The sequence below is a fragment of the Saccharopolyspora sp. ID03-671 genome, from assembly GCF_045278815.1.
Lineage (GTDB): Bacteria > Actinomycetota > Actinomycetes > Mycobacteriales > Pseudonocardiaceae > Saccharopolyspora > Saccharopolyspora ipomoeae.
Window position 1 is genome coordinate 5,930,383 of the sequence record NZ_CP134054.1, and the last position, 21,142, is coordinate 5,951,524.

Here is a 21,142-nt window from a genome sequence, read left to right on the forward strand (position 1 = left end):
ACTCTGCGAGGTATGCGGCGGATCATGGGAACCGAGGTGGAGTACGGCATCGTCGTACCGGGCGACTCCAGCGCCAACCCGGTGCTGACCTCCACCCACATCGTGCTGGCTTACGCGGCGGCGGCCGAGATCCCGCGGGCCAGACGCGCCCGCTGGGACTACGAGGTCGAGTCGCCCCTGCGCGATGCGCGCGGCTTCGACCTGAGCTCGGCGGCGCAGCAGCCCACCGGCTCGGACGGCGACGACCTCGGGGCGGCCAACGTCATCCTCACCAACGGCGCCCGGCTCTACGTCGACCACGCCCACCCCGAGTACTCCGCGCCCGAGGTGACCAACCCGCGCGACGCGGTCATCTGGGACAAGGCGGGCGAGCGCGTCATGGAGGAGGCGGCGATGCGCGCCGCCAGCGTGCCCGGCACCGCCCCGATCCAGCTGTACAAGAACAACGTCGACGGCAAGGGCGCCAGCTACGGCACCCACGAGAACTACCTGATGGCCCGCAACACCCCGTTCACCTCGGTGATCGGCGGTCTGACGCCGTTCTTCGCCTCCCGGCAGGTGATGTGCGGGTCCGGCCGGGTCGGGCTCGGCCAGGCCGGGGAGAAGGCCGGTTTCCAGCTGTCCCAGCGCTCGGACTACATCGAGGTCGAGGTCGGTCTGGAGACCACGCTCAAGCGCGGCATCATCAACACCCGCGACGAACCGCACGCCGACGCCGACAAGTACCGGCGGCTGCACGTCATCATCGGCGACGCCAACCTCGCGGAGACCTCCACCTACCTCAAGGTCGGCACCACCGCCCTGGTGCTCGACATGATCGAGCACGGGTTGCGCTTCGACGACCTCAAGCTGGCCGACCCGGTGCAGGCGGTGCACCTGATCAGCCACGACCCGAGCCTCAAGCAGTCCGTGGAGCTCGCCGACGGCCGCCGGTTCACCGGTCTGGACCTGCAGCGCGCCTACCACGAGCGGGCCGCGGAGTTCCTCGACGCCAACGGCGCCGAGCGGGCCTCCCGGGACGTGCTCAACACCTGGGGCGAGGTGCTCGACATGCTCGCCACCGACCCGATGTCCTGCTCCGATCGGTTGGACTGGCCGGCCAAGCTGCGGCTGATGGAGAGCTACCGCAGCCGCGACGGCCTCGGCTGGGCCTCGCCGCGGCTGCACATGATCGACCTGCAGTACTCCGACGTGCGCCTGGACAAAGGGCTCTACAACCGGCTGGTCACCCGTGGTTCGATGAAGCGCCTGGTCAGCGAGGAGGAGGTCCAGGAAGCGGTGTCCGCGCCACCGGAGGACACCCGCGCCTACTTCCGGGGTCGCTGCCTGGAGCGCTACCCGGCGGAGGTCGCGGCCGCGTCCTGGGACTCGGTCATCTTCGACCTCGGCCGGGAATCGCTGGTGCGCATCCCGACGTTGGAACCGCTGCGGGGAACCAAGGCCCACGTCGGCGCCCTGCTGGAGGCCAGCAACAGCGCCGAGGAGCTGGTCGACTCGCTGACGAAGGGGTGACGCGCCGCCGGCGACGAGCACGTTTCGCGCACGTCAGGTAGCGGGAAAGATCGTCAAAGACGCCCGGCTGGGCGTGGGCGAACGAGTGGTCGGATAGGTAGTGTTCACAGCAGGACGTCCCCGATTCCGGGGGTGTTCGGGACTTCAACCCACCGGGAGGCGAGATGTCTCAGGAGAAGGCTCAGCGGACGGGCGGCGGCGACGACGGCGAGGAAGAGAACGGACCGGAGGCCGCCGGTCAGGAACGTCGCGAAAAGCTCGGCGAGGACGTCGACGCCATCCTGGACGAGATCGACGACGTCCTGGAGGAGAACGCCGAGGACTTCGTGCGCGCCTACGTGCAGAAGGGCGGGGAGTAAGCCCGCTGCCGCCGGTGCGCCCGCGCGGTGATCGAAGCGAGAACCGGTCACCGGGCCGGAGAAACACCGGCCCGGTGCCCTTCGCTGCGCATTCGATCATGACTAGAGTGCATCCTGTCGCAGGAGTCCTGTGAGAACGGAGACGATGTCGCTGATGGACCAGAGCTCGGCCCAGTTCCCCGGGCAGGCGCTTCCCGCCGCCTACCTGACCCCCGGATCCTCGTCGTTCACCGACTTCCTCAGCGCCACCGCGCCGGAACTGCTGCCGGGCGGGCGCAAGGCGCCCGAAGGCGCTGTTCAGGCGCCGCACGGCACCACGATCGTCGCGGTGACCTTCCGCGGCGGCGTGCTGCTGGCCGGTGACCGGCGGGCGACGATGGGCAACGTCATCGCCCAGCGGGACATGGAGAAGCTGTTCATCACCGACTCCTACTCGGCGGTGGGCATCGCCGGGACGGCCGGTGTCGCGCAGGAGCTCGTCAAGCTCTACGCCGTCGAGCTGGAGCACTACGAGAAGCTCGAAGGCATCTCGCTGTCGCTGGACGGCAAGTCGAACAAGCTGGCCACGATGCTGCGGGGCAACCTGTCCGCAGCCATGCAGGGCCTGGCGGTCGTGCCGCTGTTCGCCGGTTACGACACCGACGCCGAGGACCCGGACCGCGCGGGCCGGATCGTGTCCTACGACGTGGTCGGCGGTCGCTACGACGAGGCGGGCGGCTACCACGCGGTCGGCTCGGGCTCGCAGTTCGCCAAGTCGGCGCTGAAGAAGCGCTTCGACCCGGACGCCGACCTCGACACCGCTGCGCGCACCGCGGTGGAGGCGCTCTACGACGCGGCCGACGACGACAGCGCGACAGGCGGCCCGGACGTGTCCCGGCGGATCTACCCGTCGGTCATCTCCATCACCGGCGCCGAGGGCTCGGTGCGGCTGACCGAGGAGCGGACCGCCGAGATCGCCACCGCCGTGGTCAACGGACGCCTGGAGAACCCGGGCGGCTGACCAGCGCCGTTCCCACGATCCCGCCTGCCACAGCGAGCAGATTCAGGAGTGCAGAAGCCGTGACGATGCCGTTCTACACCTCCCCCGAGCAGTTGATGCGGGAGCGTTCCGAGCTCGCCCGCAAGGGCATCGCCCGGGGCCGCAGCGTGGTGGTGCTCAAGTACGCCGGTGGGGTGCTGTTCGTCGCCGAGAACCCGTCTCCGACGTTGCACAAGGTCTCCGAGATCTACGACCGCATCGGCTTCGCCGCGGTGGGCCGCTACAGCGAGTTCGAGGCGCTGCGGGTCGCCGGTGTGCGCATCGCGGACGTGCGCGGGTACTCCTACGACCGCCGCGACGTGACCGGCCGCTCGCTGGCCAACACCTACGCCCAGCACCTGGGGGCGATCTTCACCGAGCAGATCAAGCCGTTCGAGGTGGAGATCTGCGTGGCGGAGGTCGGGGCGACCGCCGAATCCGACCAGCTGTACCGGCTCACCTACGACGGATCCATCGTGGACGAACCGCAGTACGTCGTGATGGGCGGCCAGGCCGACACCATCACCAGCGCGTTGAAGGATTCCTTCAGCGACGGGCTGGAATTGGGCGACGCGGTGCGGGTCGCTGTCAAGGGACTTTCGTCCAGTGGGGACTCCGGGCGCGAGCTCGGCACCAAGGCCCTGGAGGTCGCGGTGCTCGATCGTTCCCGTCCTAACCGGACGTTCCGCCGGATCCAGGGCGCGGCGCTGACGGCGCTGCTGCCCGAGTCGACTTCGGACTCCTCGGCCGAGGAGTCCTCCGGCGAGGGCGGCTCGTCCGGAAAGTGAGCGTGCGCCGACCGCTCCCGCACCCCGCCGGGTGCGGGAGCGGTGTCGTTTCCGGGGGTTCCACATCCCGGGAAGTCGTACGGCTGTACGGCGTTCGGGCTGCTCCGTGCGGGTGCGTGCGCGTCGGGGCGGGTGACGGCCTGCTACCGAAAATCGGTGAAGTCGATTCGACAGTTGCCCGAACGGCGGACCGCCGCGAGGGCGGTTTTGCGCCTAGTGTGGAGACATGCAGCGGCGGATCTTCGGCATCGAAACCGAGTTCGGGGTCACCTGCACGTTCCACGGGCAGCGCAGACTGTCCCCGGACGAGGTGGCCAGGTACCTGTTCCGACGGGTCGTGTCGTGGGGAAGGTCGTCGAACGTCTTCCTGCGCAACGGGGCTCGTCTCTACCTCGACGTGGGTTCCCACCCCGAGTACGCCACGGCCGAGTGCGACGACCTCACCCAGCTGGTCACGCACGACAAGGCGGGCGAGCGGATCCTGGAGGACCTGCTCACGGATGCCGAGCGCCGGCTCTCCGACGAGGGCATCGGCGGGGACATCTTCCTGTTCAAGAACAACACCGATTCGGCGGGCAACTCCTACGGCTGCCACGAGAACTACCTGGTCGGACGCTCCGGCGAGTTCTCCCGCATCGCCGACGTGCTGCTGCCGTTCCTGGTCACGCGCCAGCTCATCTGCGGCGCGGGCAAGGTCCTGCAGACCCCGCGCGGTGCCGTGTACTGCCTGTCGCAGCGGGCCGAGCACATCTGGGAGGGCGTCTCCAGCGCCACCACCCGGTCCCGGCCGATCATCAACACCCGCGACGAGCCGCACGCCGACGCCGAGCGCTACCGGCGGCTGCACGTGATCGTCGGCGACTCCAACATGTCGGAGGTGACGACCCTGCTCAAGGTGGGGGCGGCGAACCTCGTGCTGGAGATGATCGAGCAGGGCGTGCAGTTCCGGGACTTCAGCCTGGACAACCCCATCCGCGCCATCCGCGAGATCAGCCACGACCTCACCGGTCGCCGCACGGTCCGGCTGGCAGGCGGGCGGGAGGCCTCCGCGCTGGACATCCAGCGGGAGTACCACAGCCGCGCCGTCGACCACGTCGCCCGCCGCGGCTCGGACCCGATGTCGGAGCGGATCCTGGACCTGTGGGGCCGTGCGCTGGACGCCATCGAGCACGAGGACTACTCGCTGATCGACCGGGAGGTCGACTGGGCGATCAAGCTCCGGTTGCTTGAGCGCTACCGCAGCAAGCACGGGCTGGAGCTGTCCAGCCCGCGCATCGCGCAGCTCGACCTCGCCTACCACGACATCCGGCGGGGCAGGGGCCTGTTCGACATGCTGCAGCGCAAGGACCTCGTCGACCGCGCCACCGAGGACGGCGAGATCGAGGCGGCGAAGGACACCCCGCCGCAGAGCACCCGGGCGAAGCTGCGCGGTGACTTCATCGCCGCAGCTCAGGCCGCCGGCCGGGACTTCACGGTCGACTGGGTGCACCTCAAGCTGAACGACCAGGCGCAGCGCACCGTGCTGTGCAAGGACCCGTTCCGCGCCGTGGACGAGCGGGTGGAACGGCTGATCAACTCGTTGTGAGGGTGGGTGGGGAAGTTTTCATGAAAACTTCCCCACGCCTCAGCTCTGCGGAGCCTGACCGACCGGTCGGATCGTCAGCTCGTTGACGTCGACGGTCTCCGGCTGGCTCAGCGCGTAGAGGACGCCCCGGGCGATGTCCTCGGCCCGCAGCTTCGGGACGTCGGTGCGGTCGGCCGTCATGTCGGTCTCGACCATGCCCGGCTGGACGAGCGTGACCCGCACGCCGGTGCCGACGCACTCGGCCCGGATGTTCTGCGCCATGCCGGTCACCGCCCACTTGGTGGCGGAGTAGAGGTTGCCGGGGCGGATGCCGCGGCCGGCGTTGGACCCGGTCAGCACCAGGTGCCCGCGGCTGCGCACGAGCGCCGGCAGCGCCGCGCGGGCCGTGATGGCGGCCCCGTAGACGTTGGTGAGCACCATGTCCCGCCACTGCTCGGGCTCGGCCCCGCCGCTGCCCAGGAACGAGGTGGGCACGCTCATCCCGGCGTTGGCCAGCACGGCGTCCACGCTCCCGAAGCGCTGCTCGGTGGTCGCGACGGCCTCGGTGAGGCTCGCGTAGTCGGTGACGTCGCACGGCAGGGCCGCCGCGCTCCCGGCCCCCAGCTCCTCGACCAGCCCGGACAACGCCTCGGCGTCCCGGGCCAGCAGGACGACTCGATACCCCTGGTCGACGGCCAGACGCGCGGTAGCGGCCCCGATGCCCCGCGAGGCACCGGTGATCATCAGAACACCCATGTCCCCCACGGTAGGAAACCGAACAACACCTGAACGACTTTCGCATCAACGATGACTTCAGCACCCACCGAAACCAATCCCACGTCGAAAACCGCAACATTCGTCGCGTCGAAAACCCCGGTTTTCGCGCGATGAAAACCGGGGTTTTCGATCGGGGGTCATTCGGATGGGTGATGTGTGGGGGCGCGCCCGCCACCCGAACTCATGATCGAATGGGTGGGGGCTAGAGTTTCGGGGTGGCCACTGTGCGTGCTGAACGCTTGGTGAACTTGGTGCTCTGCCTGCTGTCGACCCGCCAGTACCTCACCGCAGAGCGGATCCGGCACATCGTCGCCGGTTACGCCGACGCGCCGTCCGACGAGGCGTTCTTCCGGACCTTCGAGCGGGACAAGGCGGAACTGCGCGACCTGGGGATCCCGCTGGAGACCGGGCGCAACTCCGCCTTCGACAGCGCCGACGGCTACCGCATCGCCCGCCGCGACTACGAGCTCGGCGACATCGACCTGGAACCCGACGAGGCCGCCGCCGTCGCGCTCGCCGTGCGGCTGTGGGACTCGCCGGAGTTCACCTCCGCCGCCCAGGGCGCGCTGCTCAAGCTGCGCGCCGCCGGGGTCGACGTCGACGAGCGCGCCTCGGCGGCCGTGGAGCCGAAGGTCCGCACCAGCGAACCCGCCTTCTCCGCGCTGCACTCGGCCGTGCAGGCCGGTCGCGTCGTCGAGTTCGACTACCGGCGTCCCAGCAGTCCCGAGGTGCGGCACCGGACCGTCGAGCCCTGGGGCGTGGTGTCCTGGCGCGGCCGCTGGTACGTCGTCGGTCACGACCGAGACCGGCAGGCGCCCCGGTGCTTCCGGCTCTCCCGCATCCAGGGCCAGGTCGCCGCCGTGGGGCGCAGCGGCGTCGTGCAGCGCCCGCCCGAGGTCGACCTGCTCCAGATGGTCGCCGGCGAGCAGCGCGAGCCCCCGCCGCCGACCCCGTCGCGGGTGTGGGTGGCCGACGGTCGCGCGCACGGCGTGCGGCGCTTCGGCAAGACCGTCGAGCGCCTGGAGCTCGACGGCGATCCCGGCGAGGTGCTGGAACTGGACGTGAAGTACCCGGAGTCCGCGGCCGGTTGGCTCGCGGGGTACGGGCCCGACGTGGTCGTGCTGCAGCCCGACACGCTGCGCAAGGCCGTGCACGAGATCCACCTGGACGCGGCGGGGGAGGAGCAGCGATGACCAGCGCGACGCAACGCCTGCCCAGGTTGCTGGCGCTGGTGCCGTACCTGCTCAGCCGCCCCGGCATCCCCATCGCCGACGCCGCCGCCGACTTCGGCGTCACCCCGCAGCAGCTGCGCAAGGACCTGGAACTGCTGTGGATGTGCGGGCTGCCCGGCTACGGGCCCGGCGACCTCATCGACCTGTCCTTCGACAGCGACTCGATCACCGTCACCTACGACGCAGGCATGCGGCGCCCGCTGCGGCTGACGGCCTCCGAGGCGACGTCGCTGCTGGTGGCGCTGCGCGCGCTGGCCGAGACCCCGGGCGTGCCCGACACCGACGCGGTGCAGCGCACCCTGGCCAAGGTGGAGAACGCCGTCGGCCAGGCCCGGCCGTCGGGCGTGGTGATCGGGCTCGGCACCGAGGACGCGGTCGACCCGGACGTCCGCCGGACGGTCCAATCGGCTGCGACCAGCGGAAAAGCGTTGCGCATCCGTTACTACACGGCTTCGCGCGACGAGATCAGCGAGCGGACGGTCGATCCGATGCGGTTGCTGCTGGTCGACGGCCGCAGCTACCTGGAGGCCTGGTGCCGCAGCGCGCGCGGCGTCCGGATGTTCCGGCTGGACCGCATCGACGACGCCCAGCGCCTCGACGAGCCGGCCCGGCCACCGTCCGAGGCCGAGCCGACCGACGTTTCCGCGGGTCTGTTCCAGCCCGCCCCGGACCAGCAGGTGGCCGAGCTGGAGTTGGAACCCGACGCCCGCTGGGTCGCCGAGTACTACCAGGTCGACGAGGTCACCGAGCTGCCCGGCGGGCGGGCGCGGGTGCGGATGCGCTACGCCGACCGGGACTGGATGGTGCGGCTGCTGCTCGGCCTCGGCGGGCAGGTGCGCGTGCTCACGCCCGGTGAGCTGGGAGGTGACGTGCGTCAACGAGCGAGTGCCGCGTTGAGGCGGACCCGTCACCTTCCGTCAACCTGAGCCCGATACGGTGAAAGACGTGCCGTTCGTGTGGACTCTCGTGCTGCTGGCAGCAGGCCTCGTCCTGCTGGTGTTCCTGCTGGTCAGGACCCTGTTGGAGGTGCGCCGGTTCCAGCGCGCGCAGCGGAGCGCGACCAGCGCTCTCGCCGATCGCAGCGGAATGGTCAAGGCGCGGGTCGCCGGGCTGAAGGTGGCGATCTCGCAGCGCCGCCGCGGTTGACGAGAACCAGAAACGGACCTATTTGCCGACGCCTGCCGCGCGTACCATGAGCGCTCAGCAGGGACATCACGAAAGGTTGTGTACGGATGGGTTTGCCAGGTGGCTGGGAGCTGATCCTCATCGTCTTGGTTCTGGTGCTGCTGTTCGGCGCCACCAAGCTCCCGCAGATGGCCCGTTCTCTGGGACAGTCCGCTCGGGTGTTCAAGGCTGAGGCGCGCGGCATGAAGGCCGATGAGGAAGCCGCGAAGAAGGCTCAGTCCGAGAAGGAGCAGAAGCCGGAGCTGACCGCGGGCGAGCCGAGCGCTCCGCCTGCGACCTCGCCGGTCGAGGACAAGCAGCAGAACCAGCAGAAGAACTGAACGGGACGGGGCAAGCGAAGTGGGTGACAGTCCACTGCGTCGCCTGAACCCGTTCCGGAGTGATCGCCGTCGGTGGGGACGCAGGCACAACCCCGACGGCACGATGACGATCATCGACCACCTCTACGAGCTGCGGTACCGGCTCGGGGTGGCGGTGACGTTCGTGATCATCGGGGCCATCCTCGGGTTCATCTGGTTCTCCACCGCGCCGTTCGGGTGGCCGACGCTCAGCGACGTGCTGCTCCACCCGTACTGCGCGCTGCCGGTCAACCAGCGGCTGAGTCCGAACGGGACCTGCCAGCTGCTGCAGACCGAGCCGTTCGAGATCTTCATGCTGCGCATGAAGGTCGGTCTGTCGGTCGGTGCGCTGCTGTTCAGCCCGGTGTGGCTGTACCAGCTGTGGGCGTTCATCACGCCCGGGCTCTACGCCAAGGAGCGGAAGTTCGCGCGCTCCTTCGTGTTCTTCGCGACGATCCTGTTCGTCGCGGGCGCGGTGCTGGCCTACTACGTGGTGCCCGAGGCGCTGACGTTCATGGCGGGCTTCGGCGGCGAGGCGTTCTTCACCGCGCTGACCGGTGGCAAGTACATCAACTTCATGCTGCTGCTGCTGGTGATCTTCGGCGTGAGCTTCGAGCTGCCGCTGATCCTGGTGATGCTCAACCGCGCGGGCGTGGTCACCTACGACAAGCTCCGCCGCTGGTGGCGGGGCCTGGTGTTCGCGCTGTTCGTGTTCGCCGCGGTCGCCACGCCCGGTCAGGACCCGTTCTCGATGCTGGCGCTGGCCGCGGCCCTGTCGCTGCTGTTCGCGGTGGCGGCGCTGATCTGCCGCTCGCACGACCGGCGCAAGGCCAAGAAGATGGCGGCCGAGGGGCTGACCGGCGTCGGTCTCGACGAGGCGTCGGAGATCGACCCGATGGCCTCGCAGCTGGACACGACACCGTCGGCGATGCCCAAGCACGACGACGCGACCTGACGCCCGGGCCCCTGGCCAAGCGGGCCGCCGGTGGGCTTAGATGCATGCTCATGCGTTGCGTCCTGGTGATCAATCCCGCGGCCGGTGGAGGTCTTTCCGCGAAGGTGGTCGGTGAGCTCACCGACCACCTTCGCGCTGTCTGCGAGGTGCGGACGGTGATCGCCACCGACGCGGTCGGCACCGAGGCCGCCGTGCGGCGCGCGGTGGAGGACCGGGCCGACGTGCTGGCCGTGGTCGGCGGCGACGGCATCGCGCACCTGGCCGTGCAGGCCTGCGCGGAGTCGGCGACCGCGCTGGCGATCATCCCGGCGGGCACCGGCAACGACCTGGCGCGCAGCCTGGGCATCCCGCGCGAACCCGTCGCCGCCGCCCGCGCCGCGGCCAAGGCCCTCTCCGCCGGATCCCGGCGGCACGTCGACCTCGGCAAGGTCGCGGGCACCGGCTGGTTCGCCACCGTGCTGTGCGCCGGGTTCGACGCGAAGGTCAACGCCCGCGCCAACCGGATGCGCCGTCCGCGCGGGCAGCGCCGCTACGACATCGCGCTGGTCCGGGAGCTGCTGGGGCTGCGCACCGGGACGCTGCGGGTGGAGACCGAGCACGGCGTGCTCGACACCGAGGCCACGCTGATCGCGATCGGCAACACCGGCTGGTACGGCGGCGGCATCCCGATCTGCCCCGACGCGGTCGACGACGACGGCCTGTTCGACGTGACCGTGGTCGGGAAGGTGTCCCGGCGGGAGCTGGTGCGGATCCTGCCGCGGCTGCGCACCGGGCGGCACGTGGACCACCCGGCGGTCACCACGCTGCGCGCCAAGACGGTCCGGCTCGGCGGTGACAACGGGTGGCTGGCTTACGCCGACGGCGAACCCCAGGCCCGGCTGCCCCTGACGATCCGCTGCGTCCCAGGTGCCCTGAGCGTCGCTTGCGCGCCATCGCACGGGTGAAGATCTGTGCTGCTCCATTTGCTTGGCGGTGCGGGTAGCGGAACCTGAGACGTCTTCTGGACTCCGTGCACCACTCCTGATGCATTCCGATGCACGGCTTCGCGGCGTAGTCGCCAGAAGACGTCTCAGAACCCGCGGCGGTGCCGGCTGCGGAGGTGGGTTTCCGGCCTCGGGGCTTCGCCGCTCGCGCCACGTCGTGAAGCACTGTGAGACACCGGTCGGTGTGATGTGAAAACCTTGGGGCGTGGCTGCCAGCCGTTCCAACCCGACCAAGCTCTCGCCGGCCGATGCGTACGCGGCGCACTCCCGCCGCAGCGCCCATCCGAAACTGGCCGAGTTCATCGCGGAGCTGTCCTTCGAACTAGACCCCTTCCAGCTCACCGGGTGCCAGGCGCTGGAAGCCGGGCGGGGCGTGCTGGTGTGCGCGCCCACCGGCGCGGGCAAGACCGTGGTGGGCGAGTTCGCCGTGCACCTGGCGCTGTCGGAGGGGCGCCGCTGCTTCTACACCACGCCCATCAAGGCGCTGTCCAACCAGAAGTTCGCCGACCTGAGCGAGCGGTACGGCAGCGACGCGGTCGGGCTGCTCACCGGCGACACCTCGATCAACGGTGACGCGCAGGTGGTCGTGATGACCACCGAGGTGCTGCGCAACATGCTCTACGCCGGTTCGCGCGGGCTGGACCAGCTCGGGTACGTGGTGATGGACGAGGTCCACTACCTCGCCGACCGGTTCCGGGGCGCGGTGTGGGAGGAAGTCATCCTGCACCTGCCCGACTACGTGCAGGTCGCGAGCCTGTCGGCGACCGTGAGCAACGCCGAGGAGTTCGGCGAGTGGTTGCAGGAGGTGCGCGGCGACACCACGATCGTCGTCGACGAGCACCGGCCGGTGCCGCTGTGGCAGCACATGCAGGTCGGGCCCCGGATGTTCGACCTGTTCGGCGGGGAGACCGACGACCACGAGCTGAGCATCAACCAGCACCTGCTGCGGCACACCCAGCAGCTGGCCCGCACGCACCTGCCGCAGGGGCGCCGCGGCGCCCCGCCGCAGAAGCGCAAGGGCCCGCGCCCGCCGCGGTTCTTCCCCCCGTCGAGGCTGGAGATGCTGACCAGCCTCGACCAGGCCGGGCTGCTGCCCGCGATCGTGTTCATCTTCAGCCGCAACGGCTGCGACCAGGCGGTGCAGCAGTGCGTCCGGGCGGGACTGCGGCTGACCTCCGAGATCGAGGTCGAGGAGATCCGCGAGGTCATCGACGAGCGCACCGCCAACCTGCCCGACTCCGACCTCGGGGTGCTGGGCTTCTGGGAGTGGCGGGACGCGCTGGAGCGGGGCGTGGCCGCGCACCACGCCGGTCTGCTGCCCGCGTTCAAGGAGACCGTCGAGGAGCTGTTCGTGCGCGGCCTGGTCAAGGCCGTGTTCGCCACCGAGACGCTGGCGCTGGGCATCAACATGCCCGCCCGCACGGTGGTGCTGGAGCGGCTGGTGAAGTACAACGGCGAGTCGCACGTGGACCTCAGCCCCGGCGAGTACACGCAGCTCACCGGCCGTGCCGGGCGGCGCGGCATCGACGTCGAGGGCCACGCGGTGGTGGTCTGGCAGCCCGGCGTGGACCCCAAGCAGGTCGCCGGTCTGGCCTCGACCCGCACCTACCCGCTGCGCTCGTCGTTCCGGCCCGGCTACAACATGGCCGTCAACCTGGTGCAGCGCGTGGGCCAGGACGCCGCTCGGGATCTGCTGGAGCAGTCGTTCGCGCAGTTCCAGGCCGACCGGTCGGTGGTGGGGCTGTCGCGCCGCGTGGAGCGCAACGCCGAGGCCCTGGAGGGCTACACCGAGGCGATGGAGTGCCACCTGGGCGACTTCGCCGAGTACTTCGACCTGCGGCGCCGCATCTCCGAGCGGGAGAAGGCGCTGGCCAGGCAGAACCGGCAGTCGCGTCGCGCGGAGGCGGCCAAGTCGCTGGAGAAGCTGCGCAAGGGCGACGTGATCTCGGTGCCCGCGGGTCGCCGGTCCGGGCTGGCCGTGGTGATCGACCCGGGCCTGGAGCCGATGGGGGAGCCGCGTCCGCTGGTGGTGACCGAGGACCGCTGGTCGGGGCGCCTGTCGGTCGCCGACTTCACCTCGCCGGTGGAGGCGCTGGGCAAGATCAAGCTGCCCAAGCACGTCGACACCCGCTCCCCGAAGTCCCGCCGGGACCTGGCTTCCTCGCTGCGCAACACGGGCCTGAGCGCCCCGGGCGGGCGCGGTCGCAGGCGTTCGGACGCGGGTGACGACGCGGAGCTGGCTGCGTTGCGGCGGGCGCTGAAGGCCCACCCGTGCCACGGCTGCGACGAGCGGGAGGCGCACGCCCGCTGGGCGGAGCGCTACGAGCGGCTGCGCGCCGAGAACGAGAACCTGCGCCGCAAGGTCAACAGCACCACCCACTCGCTGGCCCGCTCGTTCGACCGGATCGTGGCGCTGCTGACCGAGCGCGACTACCTGCCCGCGCCGGGCGGCAAGCCCGGCGCGGACGAGCCCGAGACGCAGGCCGGTCAGGTCACCGAGCACGGGCGCCGGTTGTCGCGGCTCTACAGCGAGTCGGACCTGCTGGCCGCCGAGTGCCTGCGGGTGGGCACCTGGAAGGGCCTCGGCCCGGCCGAGCTCGCGGCCGTGGTGTCCTCCCTGGTCTACGAGGCGCGGCGGGAGGGTCCTGCTCCGCAGGTGCCCGCCGGGCCGGTGACCGACGCGCTGATGTCGACCTGGCACCTGTGGGAGGAGCTGGAGGACGACGAGCGCAGGCACAAGCTCAACCGCACCCGCGAGCCGGACGCCGGTTTCGCCTGGCCGGTGTTCCGGTGGGCGCGCGGTGAGTCGCTGGAGAAGGTGCTCACCGCCGCGGAGTCGGCGGGCACCGAGCTGTCGGCCGGTGACTTCGTGCGCTGGTGCCGTCAGGTCATCGACCTCCTGGACCAGATCCGCGACGTCGTCGGCACCCAGGACCAGGTCGGTGCGGCGGCGGCGAAGGCCGTGACCGCGATCCGCCGCGGCGTGGTGGCCGCCGGTGGGGTGTGAGCCGACTGTGGTTGGATCACTGAACGTCGGCCGCGCCAGCTGAATTCATCCGGAGGTGTAGATGTCGTCCCCCTACGGCCCGCCAGGGGGTTACCCCCAGTGGGGGCAGCAGCCCCAGGGGCCCGGGATGCAGCCGGGCGGGATGCCGCAGGGCCAGCCGCAGCCGGGCGGTTACGGCGGTGTGCCGCAGCCGGTTCAGCAGCAACCCGTCCAGCAGCCGATGCAGCAGCAACCGATGCCGCCGCAGCCGGTGCCGCAGCAGCCGCTCCAGCCCCAGCAGCCGCAGTACGGGCAGCAGCCCTACGGCTACGGTCAGCCGCAGCCGTACTACCCGTCGCCGGACGGGTTCGGGTTCCCGCAGGTGCCGCCGAAGAAGGCGGGGCGCTCGAAGCTGCCGTGGATCCTCGGCGGTTCGGGCGTGCTGGTGGTCGTCGCCATCGTGCTGGTGCTCGGTTTCGTGGCGCCCGGGTTCTTCGTGCGCCCGGTCTTCGACGCGGCCAGCGTGGAGAAGGGCGTCACCCAGACCCTCAAGGGCTCCTACAGCCTCGCCGGGGTCGGCACCGTGACGTGCCCGGACGGTCAGCCGGTGGAGGTCCAGCGCCGCTTCGACTGCCAGGTCCAGGTCAACGGCCAGAACAAGACCGTCACCGTCACCGTCAAGAACGAGGACGGCGTCTACGAGGTCGGCCACCCGAAGTAGGCGAGAGATGTCGGGTGGTCGCGGCTAGTTCTCCAGCGCGGCGACGAGTCGGTCGATGCTGGCTCCGAGACCCCAGGTCTTCTGCAGGTCGTGGAGGCGGTCGACGTCCGGTGCCGCGGGCATGGCGTCGGAGTCGCGGTCCATCACCACGGGAGCGTCGCGGACGACGTTGACCACCGCCGGGGCCGCGGCCAGGTACTCGGCGGAGTCGGTGAGCTTCGCGCGGACGCGCGAGGTCAGTCGGGCATCGCCCTCGGCGGCGCCGCGCAGCAGCGCCTCCAGCGAGCCGAACTGGGTGATCAGCTTCGCGGCCGTCTTCTCGCCGATGCCGGCCACGCCCGGCAGCCCGTCGGACGGGTCGCCGCGCAGCACCGCCATCTCCGCGTAGTCCGCGCCCGCGCGCTGCGGGTTCAGCGCGTACTTCTCCGCCAGCTCCGCCGGGCCGAAGTCCTGGGCCTTGGCCAGGCCCGCGCCGATGTAGATGACCCGCACCTGCGGCTCGGCGCGCACCAGCTGGAACAGGTCGCGGTCGCCGGTGACGACCTCCACCGGATCGGTGCGCTCCCGATCGGCCAGCGCCCCGATCACGTCGTCGGCCTCGAACCCCTCGGCCTCGGCGGTGGCGATGCCCGCGGCGTCGAGCACCTCCATGATCACCGGGATCTGCGGGGACAGCGCGTCGGGCACGTCCTCGGCGTCCGGGTCCTCCACGGCCACCCGGTGCGTCTTGTACGAGGGCAGCGCGTCGACCCGGAACTGCGGGCGCCAGTCGTTGTCCAGGCAGGCCACCAGCCGAGACGGCCGCCGGTCGGTGATCAGCTTCGCCAGCATGTCGCAGAAGCCGCGCACCGAGTTCACCGGCGTGCCGTCAGGGGAGGTCAACGAGTCGGGCAGCGCGTAGAACGAGCGAAACCACAACCCGGCGGAGTCCACGAGCATCAGAGGTCCGGTCACATCCCCAAGCTTGTCATGCGGGGGTGACGACGTGTGCCCGACCTGCCGCGGATCAGCCGTCCAGGACCGCGCGGGCACGTTCGCGGGCTTGGGCCGCTCCGGGGGCTGAGATCGCCTGTTCCGCCGCTCGTCGCCAGGTTTTCAGCGGGTGCTCGGCCAGGGCCGCGCCGACCGAGGGGAGGGCCGCGGCCGTCATCGAGAGGCTGGCGACTCCCAGTCCTGCGAGGACACCGGCCAGCAGCGGGTCGGAGGCGGCCTCGCCGCACACGCCGACCGGTGCGGCCTGCGCGCGGGAGGCTTCGCCGAGCATCGCGACCAGGCGCAGCAGCGCGGGCTGCCACGGGTCGTTGAGCTCGGCGAGCGCGCCGATCATGCGGTCCGCGGCGCAGGTGTACTGGGCGAGGTCGTTGGTGCCGATGCTCGCGAAGTCCACTTCGGACAGAAGCTCATCGGCGCACAGCGCCGCCGCCGGGGTCTCGACCATGACGCCGACGCGGCCGACACCGGCGGCGCGGGCCCGCTCGGCGAACCACGCCGCCTCGGCCGGGGTCGCGACCATCGGTGCCATCACCGAGACGTCGGCGCCGGTGTCCTCGGCCGCCGAGACGATGGCGACCAGCTGGCGATCCAGCAGGCCCGGTCGGTCGAAGGCGACCCGCAGGCCCCGCACGCCCAGCGCGGGGTTCGGTTCGGCGTCGACGTCCAGGAACGGCAGGGGCTTGTCCGCTCCGGCGTCGAGAGTGCGCACCACGACGGGCTTTCCGGCGAACGGCCGGAGCACCGCGGCGTAGGCCTCGCGCTGCTGGGCCTCGGTGGGTTCGGTCGTGGCGTCGAGGAAGCAGAACTCGGTGCGGAACAACCCCGACCCCTCGGCTCCCGCGTCGAGGGCGGCGGTGGCGTCGGTGGCCGAGCCGACGTTGGCCAGCAGCTTCACCGCGTGCCCGTCGGAGGTCGATCCGGTGCCGTGCCAGCGGTTCTCGGTGCGGGTCGCGGCTTCGGGGACGAGCTGCTCGGCGACGAGTTCGACCGTGCCCGCCGATCCGTCCACCCGGGCTCCGGCGGCCTCGGCGCTCAGCGCGCCGCGCGCGGCCACGACGGCCGGGATGCCCAGGGAGCGCGCCAGGATCGCGGTGTGGCTGGTCGGGCCGCCCTCCTCGGTGACCAGCGCGAGCACCATCTTCGGGTCGAGGTCGGCGGTGTCGGCCGGGGCGAGGTCGCGGGAGACCAGCACGCTCGGCGTGCTCGTCGCGGGCACCCCCGCGACGGCGACACCGGAGAGCCGGGCGACGAGGCGGTCCCGCACGTCCTCGACGTCGCGGACGCGTTCGGCCAGGTAGCCGCCCGCGGCGGCCAGCGTCTCGGCGAACTGCGCGGCGGCCTCGAAGACCGCGCGCGCGGCGGGCAGCCGCCGGTCGGTCACCGCCCGCTCGGCGGCGGAGAGCAGGGACGGGTCGGTGGCCATCGCGGCCGTGACGTCGAGGACGGCCCGCGCCTCACCGCTCGCGCGCTCGGCGCGGTCCCGCAGCTGCGCGGCCACCTCCTGCGCGGCGGGCCGGATCCGGCCGGCCTCGACCGCGAGGTCGGCGGGCTCGGGTCCGCTGGCGGGTTCGGGCAACCGGTCATGAACCAACACGACCGGGCCGGCCGCCCGGCCGGGGCTGACTCCGACTCCTCGTACCGTCGACATGCACTGCTCCCTACGCGACGAGCTTCAATCCTCGTGGGCCCGAGGCCTTGACAATATGACAACAAGAGGCAGAATCAGGCAACACCAAACACCAAGCGGAGGAAAACGGGCATGTACGGGGCGGAGCGCCAACAGCTGCTGGCGCAGCGGGCGAGGCAGGACGGGCGCATCGACGTCACCGCCGCCGCGGCCGAGTTCGAGGTGGCACCCGAGACGATCCGCCGCGACCTCGCCGCGCTGGAGCGGCAGGGCCTGCTGCGGCGCGTCTACGGCGGGGCCATCGCCGTGGAACGGCTCGACTTCGAACCCGGAGTCCCGCTGCGCGACCAGACCAACGCCGAGGCCAAGGAGCGCATCGCCAAGGCAGCCCTCGACCACGTCCCCGCCCGGGGCACCGTGCTGCTCGACGGCGGGACCACCACCGCCAAGCTCGCCGCGCTGCTGCCCGCCGACCGGGAGCTGACCGTGGTCACCAACTCGCTGCCCGCCGCCAACCTCCTGGCGGCCCGCAACGGCGTCAACGTGCACCTGCTCGGCGGCCGGGTGCGCGGCACCACGCTCGCCACCGTCGAGTCCTGGGCCCTGGACGTGCTCCGGCAGCTGACCGTCGACGTCGGTTTCTTCGGCACCAACGGCTTCTCCGCCGCGCGCGGCTGCACCACGCCCGACCCCGCCGAGTCGGCGGTGAAGTCGGCGATGATCGCCGCCTGCAGGCAGCGCGTGCTGCTGGCCGACCACAGCAAGTACGGCGACGACCAGTTCAGCCGCTTCGCCGAGCTGTCCGAGATCGACCGGATCATCACCGACGACGACCTCGACCGGGCCGCCGTCGACGAGCTCCAGCGGACCGAGGCGGAGGTGGTGCTGGCGTGATCGTCACCGTGACGCCCAACCCCAGCCTCGACCGCACCGTCCAGGTCGACCGGGTGGTGCCCGGCGAGGTGCACCGCGCCAAGCAGGTGCAGCTCGACCCGGGCGGCAAGGGCGTGAACGTCGCCCGGGCCCTGGCCGCCGCGGGCGTGCCCACCCTGGCCGTGCTGCCCTCCGGCGGAGCCGAAGGGGCCCGGCTGGCGGAACTGCTGGCGCCCGAAGCGGTTCCGGTCGTGGAGGTCCCGGTGAACGCCGCGACCCGCAGCAACATCGCGGTCGTGGAGGCCGACGGCACCACCAGCAAGTTCAACGAGCCCGGACCGCGCCTCACCGAAGCCGAGATCGCCGCGCTGGAGACCTCGGTGATCGAGCTCGCCGGGCGCGCCGAATGGCTGGTGACCTGCGGGAGCCTGCCCGACGGCTGCCCGCCCGACCTGCACGCCCGGCTCGTCGGCGCGGCCCGCGCCGCGGGCACCCGGGTCGCCGTGGACGCCTCCGGCCCGCCGCTGGCGCTGGCCTGCGAGGCGGCCCCCGACCTGATCAAACCGAACCTCGCCGAACTCGCCGACCTGGCGGGTGGCCCGCTGCGCGACCTCGGGGACGTGCTCGACGTCGCCCACCGGCTGCGGGCCGACGGGGTGGGCACCGTGCTGGTCAGCCTCGGCGAGCTGGGCGCGGTGCTGGTGAGCGCAGCCGGCGCCCTGCACGCGACGAGCACCGCCGCCGAGGTGCGCAGCACCGTGGGCGCCGGTGACGCGATGCTCGCCGGGTTCCTGCGCGAGAGCGCGGTCGGGGAGGCGGCGCTGCGCAGCGCCGTCGCCTACGGCACGGCCGCCGTCGGGCTCGCGGGAAGCCGCATGCCCGGATTGAACGACGTCTACCCGCAGCGCGTGCGGGTGGACGCAGTGGACGCAACAGTGAGCCTCAGCGGAGTGGCTGCATGACAACCGAACTGATCACCCGGGACCTCGTCGAGCTGGAGCTGTCCGGCACCGACCGGCGGGCCGTGGTCCGCGAACTGGCCCAGCGGCTGGTGGACGCCGGCCGCGTCACCGACCTCGAAACCTTCCTGGCCGACATCGACGCCCGCGAGGCGCAGATGCCGACCGGCCTGGAGGGCGGCATCGGCATCCCGCACTGCCGCTCCACCGCGGTGACCGCGCCGTCGCTGGCCTTCGGCCGCAGCAGCGCGGGCGTGGACTTCGGTGCCGAGGACGGACCCGCCAAGCTGATCTTCCTGATCGCCGCCCCGGAAGGTGGCGGTGAGCAGCACATGACCGTGCTGGCCGCGCTCGCGCGCCGCCTCGTGCGCGCCCAGTTCAAGACGACGCTCGCCGAGGCCACCGACCCGGCCGAGCTGGCCGCCTACATCAGCGAGGAGGTCGCACCGTGAAGTACGTGGCCATCACCGCTTGCCCGACCGGGATCGCGCACACCTACATGGCCGCCGAGGCCCTCGAACAGGCGGCCGCCGACGCCGGTGCCGAGCTGAAGGTCGAGACCCAGGGCTCCGCCGGATCGACCCCGCTGTCGGCGGAGGACATCCGCAGCGCCGACGCGGTGATCTTCGCCGTCGACGTGGGCGTGCGGGACCGGGAGCGCTTCGCCGGCAAGCCGATCGTCGAGGTCCCCGTCAAGCAGGCCATCAACGACGCGCCCGCGCTGCTGACCCGCGCCGCCGAGGCCGCCGCGGAGGCCCCCGAGCCGGGGTCCGCGGATCCCGCCGAACCCGCTGAGCCCGCGCTGTCCAGCAAGGTCGCCGCCGGTGCCGGGTTCGGCAGCCGGTTGCGGCAGTGGCTCATGACCGGCGTCAGCTACATGATCCCGTTCGTGGCCGCGGGCGGTCTCCTGATCGCGCTGAGCTTCGCGCTCGGCGGCTACCAGATCACCGACGCCCCGCCGGTCACCGACCACTTCGACGCGACCAGCCTGGTCTCCTGGGCTGCGCTGGCCAACCAGATCGGCTCGGCCGCCTTCGAGTTCCTGGTGCCGGTGCTGGCCGGGTTCATCGCCTTCGCGATCGCCGACCGGCCCGCCATCGCCCCCGGTTTCGTCGGCGGCGCCATCGCCGTGACCGTCGGCGCCGGGTTCCTCGGCGGACTGGTCGCGGGTCTGCTCGCCGGTGCGGTGATCGCCGGGCTCAAGACCGTCAAGGTCCCGCGCGGGATCGCCGGGATCATGCCGGTGGTGGTGCTGCCGCTGCTGGGCACGCTGGTGGTCGGCATCCTGATGTTCGTGGTCGTCGGCAAGCCGATCGCGCTGGCCATGACCGCGCTGACCGACTGGCTGACCGGGTTGTCCGGGGCCAACGCGGCCCTGCTCGGTGCGCTGCTGGGCGCGATGATCGCCTTCGACATGGGCGGTCCGATCAACAAGGTCGCCTACACGTTCGCCGTCGGCGGCCTGAGCATCGGCAACACGACCTCGCTGGAGATCATGGCCGCGGTGATGGCCGCGGGCATGGTGCCGCCGCTGGCGCTCGCGCTGGCCTCGGCCGTGCGCGGTGGCCTGTTCACCCCGGCCGAGCGGGCCAACGGCCGCACCGCGTGGCTGCTGGGCGCCTCGTTCATCACCGAGGGCGCCATCCCGTTCGCCGCCGCCGACCCGCTGCGGGTCATCCCGTCCACCGTGATCGGCGCGGCCACCACGGGTGCGCTGTCGATGAGCTTCGGCGCCACGCTGCGCGCCCCGCACGGCGGCATCTTCGTGACCCCGCTGGTGGGCAACCCGCTGCCCTACCTGGCCGCGATCGTGGTCGGCGTGGTCATCTCCGCCGCCGCGGTGCTGGTCGCCAAGCGGATCGGTCGGCCCGCGGGGGAACCCGCCGCCGAGCGGGCCGCCGAAACCGCCGAGCCCGTCGCCGCCTGAGCCTCAGAACGCCTTCCACCCCAACGACTTCCGAGAGGAACCCGCATGCACCGCCGCGTCCGCATCGCCGCCTCCGTCGGCCTGCACGCCCGCCCCGCCGCCCTGTTCGCCCAGGCCGCGGCATCCCGCTCCGAGTCCGTCACGATCGCGAAGGTCGTCGACGGCGTGGCGGGCGAACCGGTCGACGCGGCCAGCGTCCTCGGCGTGATGGGCCTCGCCGCCCACCACGGCGAGGAGGTCGAGCTGACCTGCGCCGACGAGACCTCGCTCGACGAGCTCGCGGCGCTGCTGGAGCAGGACCTGGACAAGGCCCCGGTCTGATTCGATCGGTCTGATCCGATCCGC

Annotated in this window: 21 protein-coding genes; 18 read left to right on the forward strand and 3 right to left on the reverse strand. The window is 71.6% G+C overall.

Features of this window, described 5'->3' with window-relative positions; genetic code table 11:
- Positions 1-12: 12 nt before the first annotated feature.
- The 5 genes from dop (at position 13) to pafA (ending at position 5,262) form a co-directional block, all read left to right on the forward strand.
- A complete protein-coding gene (gene dop, locus REH65_RS27485; protein ID WP_406689699.1) occupies positions 13-1,512 on the forward strand; it encodes a depupylase/deamidase Dop in 1,500 nt (499 codons plus the stop codon).
- A 164-nt stretch (positions 1,513-1,676) separates the two neighbouring features.
- Positions 1,677-1,871: a ubiquitin-like protein Pup gene (locus REH65_RS27490; protein ID WP_281453650.1), complete on the forward strand. Its 195-nt coding sequence runs from the start codon at positions 1,677-1,679 to the stop codon at positions 1,869-1,871.
- 154 nt (positions 1,872-2,025) lie between these two features.
- Positions 2,026-2,871, forward strand: coding sequence for a proteasome subunit beta (gene prcB, locus REH65_RS27495; protein WP_281454018.1), 846 nt, complete (start codon positions 2,026-2,028; stop codon positions 2,869-2,871).
- Between the two features lie 59 nt (positions 2,872-2,930).
- On the forward strand, positions 2,931-3,677 hold the full coding sequence (gene prcA / locus REH65_RS27500; RefSeq protein ID WP_406689700.1) for a proteasome subunit alpha: 747 nt from the start codon (positions 2,931-2,933) through the stop codon (positions 3,675-3,677).
- A gap of 226 nt (positions 3,678-3,903) precedes the next feature.
- Complete coding sequence (pafA, locus tag REH65_RS27505; RefSeq protein ID WP_281453648.1) at positions 3,904-5,262, forward strand: Pup--protein ligase; 1,359 nt, start codon at positions 3,904-3,906, stop codon at positions 5,260-5,262.
- Between the two features lie 39 nt (positions 5,263-5,301).
- Here the strand turns inward: pafA and REH65_RS27510 are convergent, their stop codons facing one another.
- The gene (locus REH65_RS27510) at positions 5,302-5,997 is read right to left on the reverse strand and encodes an SDR family oxidoreductase (protein WP_281453647.1); all 696 of its coding nucleotides are present in this window, start codon (positions 5,995-5,997) and stop codon (positions 5,302-5,304) included.
- 236 nt (positions 5,998-6,233) lie between these two features.
- Here REH65_RS27510 and REH65_RS27515 point away from each other — a divergent pair, with 236 nt between their 5' ends.
- The 8 genes from REH65_RS27515 (at position 6,234) to REH65_RS27550 (ending at position 14,418) form a co-directional block, all read left to right on the forward strand.
- On the forward strand, positions 6,234-7,211 hold the full coding sequence (locus REH65_RS27515; protein ID WP_406689701.1) for a helix-turn-helix transcriptional regulator: 978 nt from the start codon (positions 6,234-6,236) through the stop codon (positions 7,209-7,211).
- Positions 7,208-8,176 (forward strand): helix-turn-helix transcriptional regulator, encoded by a 969-nt coding sequence (locus REH65_RS27520; RefSeq protein WP_406689702.1) that lies wholly within the window; start codon positions 7,208-7,210, stop codon positions 8,174-8,176. Before REH65_RS27515 ends, REH65_RS27520 begins: the two co-directional genes overlap by 4 nt.
- Before the next feature lie 19 nt (positions 8,177-8,195).
- On the forward strand, positions 8,196-8,396 hold the full coding sequence (locus tag REH65_RS27525) for a bacteriophage holin (protein WP_281453644.1): 201 nt from the start codon (positions 8,196-8,198) through the stop codon (positions 8,394-8,396).
- Positions 8,397-8,482: 86 nt separating this feature from the next.
- Entirely contained in the window at positions 8,483-8,755 is a 273-nt protein-coding gene (gene tatA, locus REH65_RS27530; protein WP_406689703.1) for a Sec-independent protein translocase subunit TatA, read from the forward strand.
- Between the two features lie 103 nt (positions 8,756-8,858).
- Positions 8,859-9,728: a twin-arginine translocase subunit TatC gene (gene tatC / locus REH65_RS27535; RefSeq protein WP_406689704.1), complete on the forward strand. Its 870-nt coding sequence runs from the start codon at positions 8,859-8,861 to the stop codon at positions 9,726-9,728.
- 44 nt (positions 9,729-9,772) lie between these two features.
- On the forward strand, positions 9,773-10,672 hold the full coding sequence (locus tag REH65_RS27540) for a YegS/Rv2252/BmrU family lipid kinase (protein ID WP_281453641.1): 900 nt from the start codon (positions 9,773-9,775) through the stop codon (positions 10,670-10,672).
- Between the two features lie 244 nt (positions 10,673-10,916).
- Positions 10,917-13,718, forward strand: coding sequence for an RNA helicase (locus REH65_RS27545; RefSeq protein WP_281453640.1), 2,802 nt, complete (start codon positions 10,917-10,919; stop codon positions 13,716-13,718).
- A gap of 61 nt (positions 13,719-13,779) precedes the next feature.
- Entirely contained in the window at positions 13,780-14,418 is a 639-nt protein-coding gene (locus REH65_RS27550; protein ID WP_406689705.1) for a DUF4333 domain-containing protein, read from the forward strand.
- A 24-nt stretch (positions 14,419-14,442) separates the two neighbouring features.
- On the opposite strand, the gene REH65_RS27555 is transcribed toward REH65_RS27550, so the two are convergent.
- Together REH65_RS27555 and REH65_RS27560 are read right to left on the reverse strand one after the other, a co-directional pair.
- A complete protein-coding gene (locus REH65_RS27555) occupies positions 14,443-15,357 on the reverse strand; it encodes a 5'-3' exonuclease (RefSeq protein ID WP_281454017.1) in 915 nt (304 codons plus the stop codon).
- 67 nt (positions 15,358-15,424) lie between these two features.
- Complete coding sequence (locus REH65_RS27560) at positions 15,425-17,059, reverse strand: phosphoenolpyruvate--protein phosphotransferase (RefSeq protein ID WP_406689706.1); 1,635 nt, start codon at positions 17,057-17,059, stop codon at positions 15,425-15,427.
- 111 nt (positions 17,060-17,170) lie between these two features.
- On the opposite strand from REH65_RS27560, the gene REH65_RS27565 reads away from it, so the two are divergent.
- From REH65_RS27565 to REH65_RS27585, 5 genes are read left to right on the forward strand one after another with little or no spacing between them, the layout of a single operon-like run.
- Positions 17,171-17,932: a DeoR/GlpR family DNA-binding transcription regulator gene (locus tag REH65_RS27565; RefSeq protein ID WP_406689707.1), complete on the forward strand. Its 762-nt coding sequence runs from the start codon at positions 17,171-17,173 to the stop codon at positions 17,930-17,932.
- The gene (gene pfkB, locus REH65_RS27570; RefSeq protein ID WP_406689708.1) at positions 17,929-18,873 is read left to right on the forward strand and encodes a 1-phosphofructokinase; all 945 of its coding nucleotides are present in this window, start codon (positions 17,929-17,931) and stop codon (positions 18,871-18,873) included. The genes REH65_RS27565 and pfkB overlap by 4 nt, the downstream gene beginning before the upstream one ends.
- Positions 18,870-19,322: a fructose PTS transporter subunit IIA gene (locus tag REH65_RS27575; RefSeq protein ID WP_281453635.1), complete on the forward strand. Its 453-nt coding sequence runs from the start codon at positions 18,870-18,872 to the stop codon at positions 19,320-19,322. The genes pfkB and REH65_RS27575 overlap by 4 nt, the downstream gene beginning before the upstream one ends.
- Entirely contained in the window at positions 19,319-20,797 is a 1,479-nt protein-coding gene (locus tag REH65_RS27580) for a PTS fructose transporter subunit IIC (protein WP_406689709.1), read from the forward strand. The genes REH65_RS27575 and REH65_RS27580 overlap by 4 nt, the downstream gene beginning before the upstream one ends.
- A gap of 45 nt (positions 20,798-20,842) precedes the next feature.
- Complete coding sequence (locus tag REH65_RS27585; protein WP_406689710.1) at positions 20,843-21,118, forward strand: HPr family phosphocarrier protein; 276 nt, start codon at positions 20,843-20,845, stop codon at positions 21,116-21,118.
- Positions 21,119-21,142 lie beyond the last annotated feature (24 nt).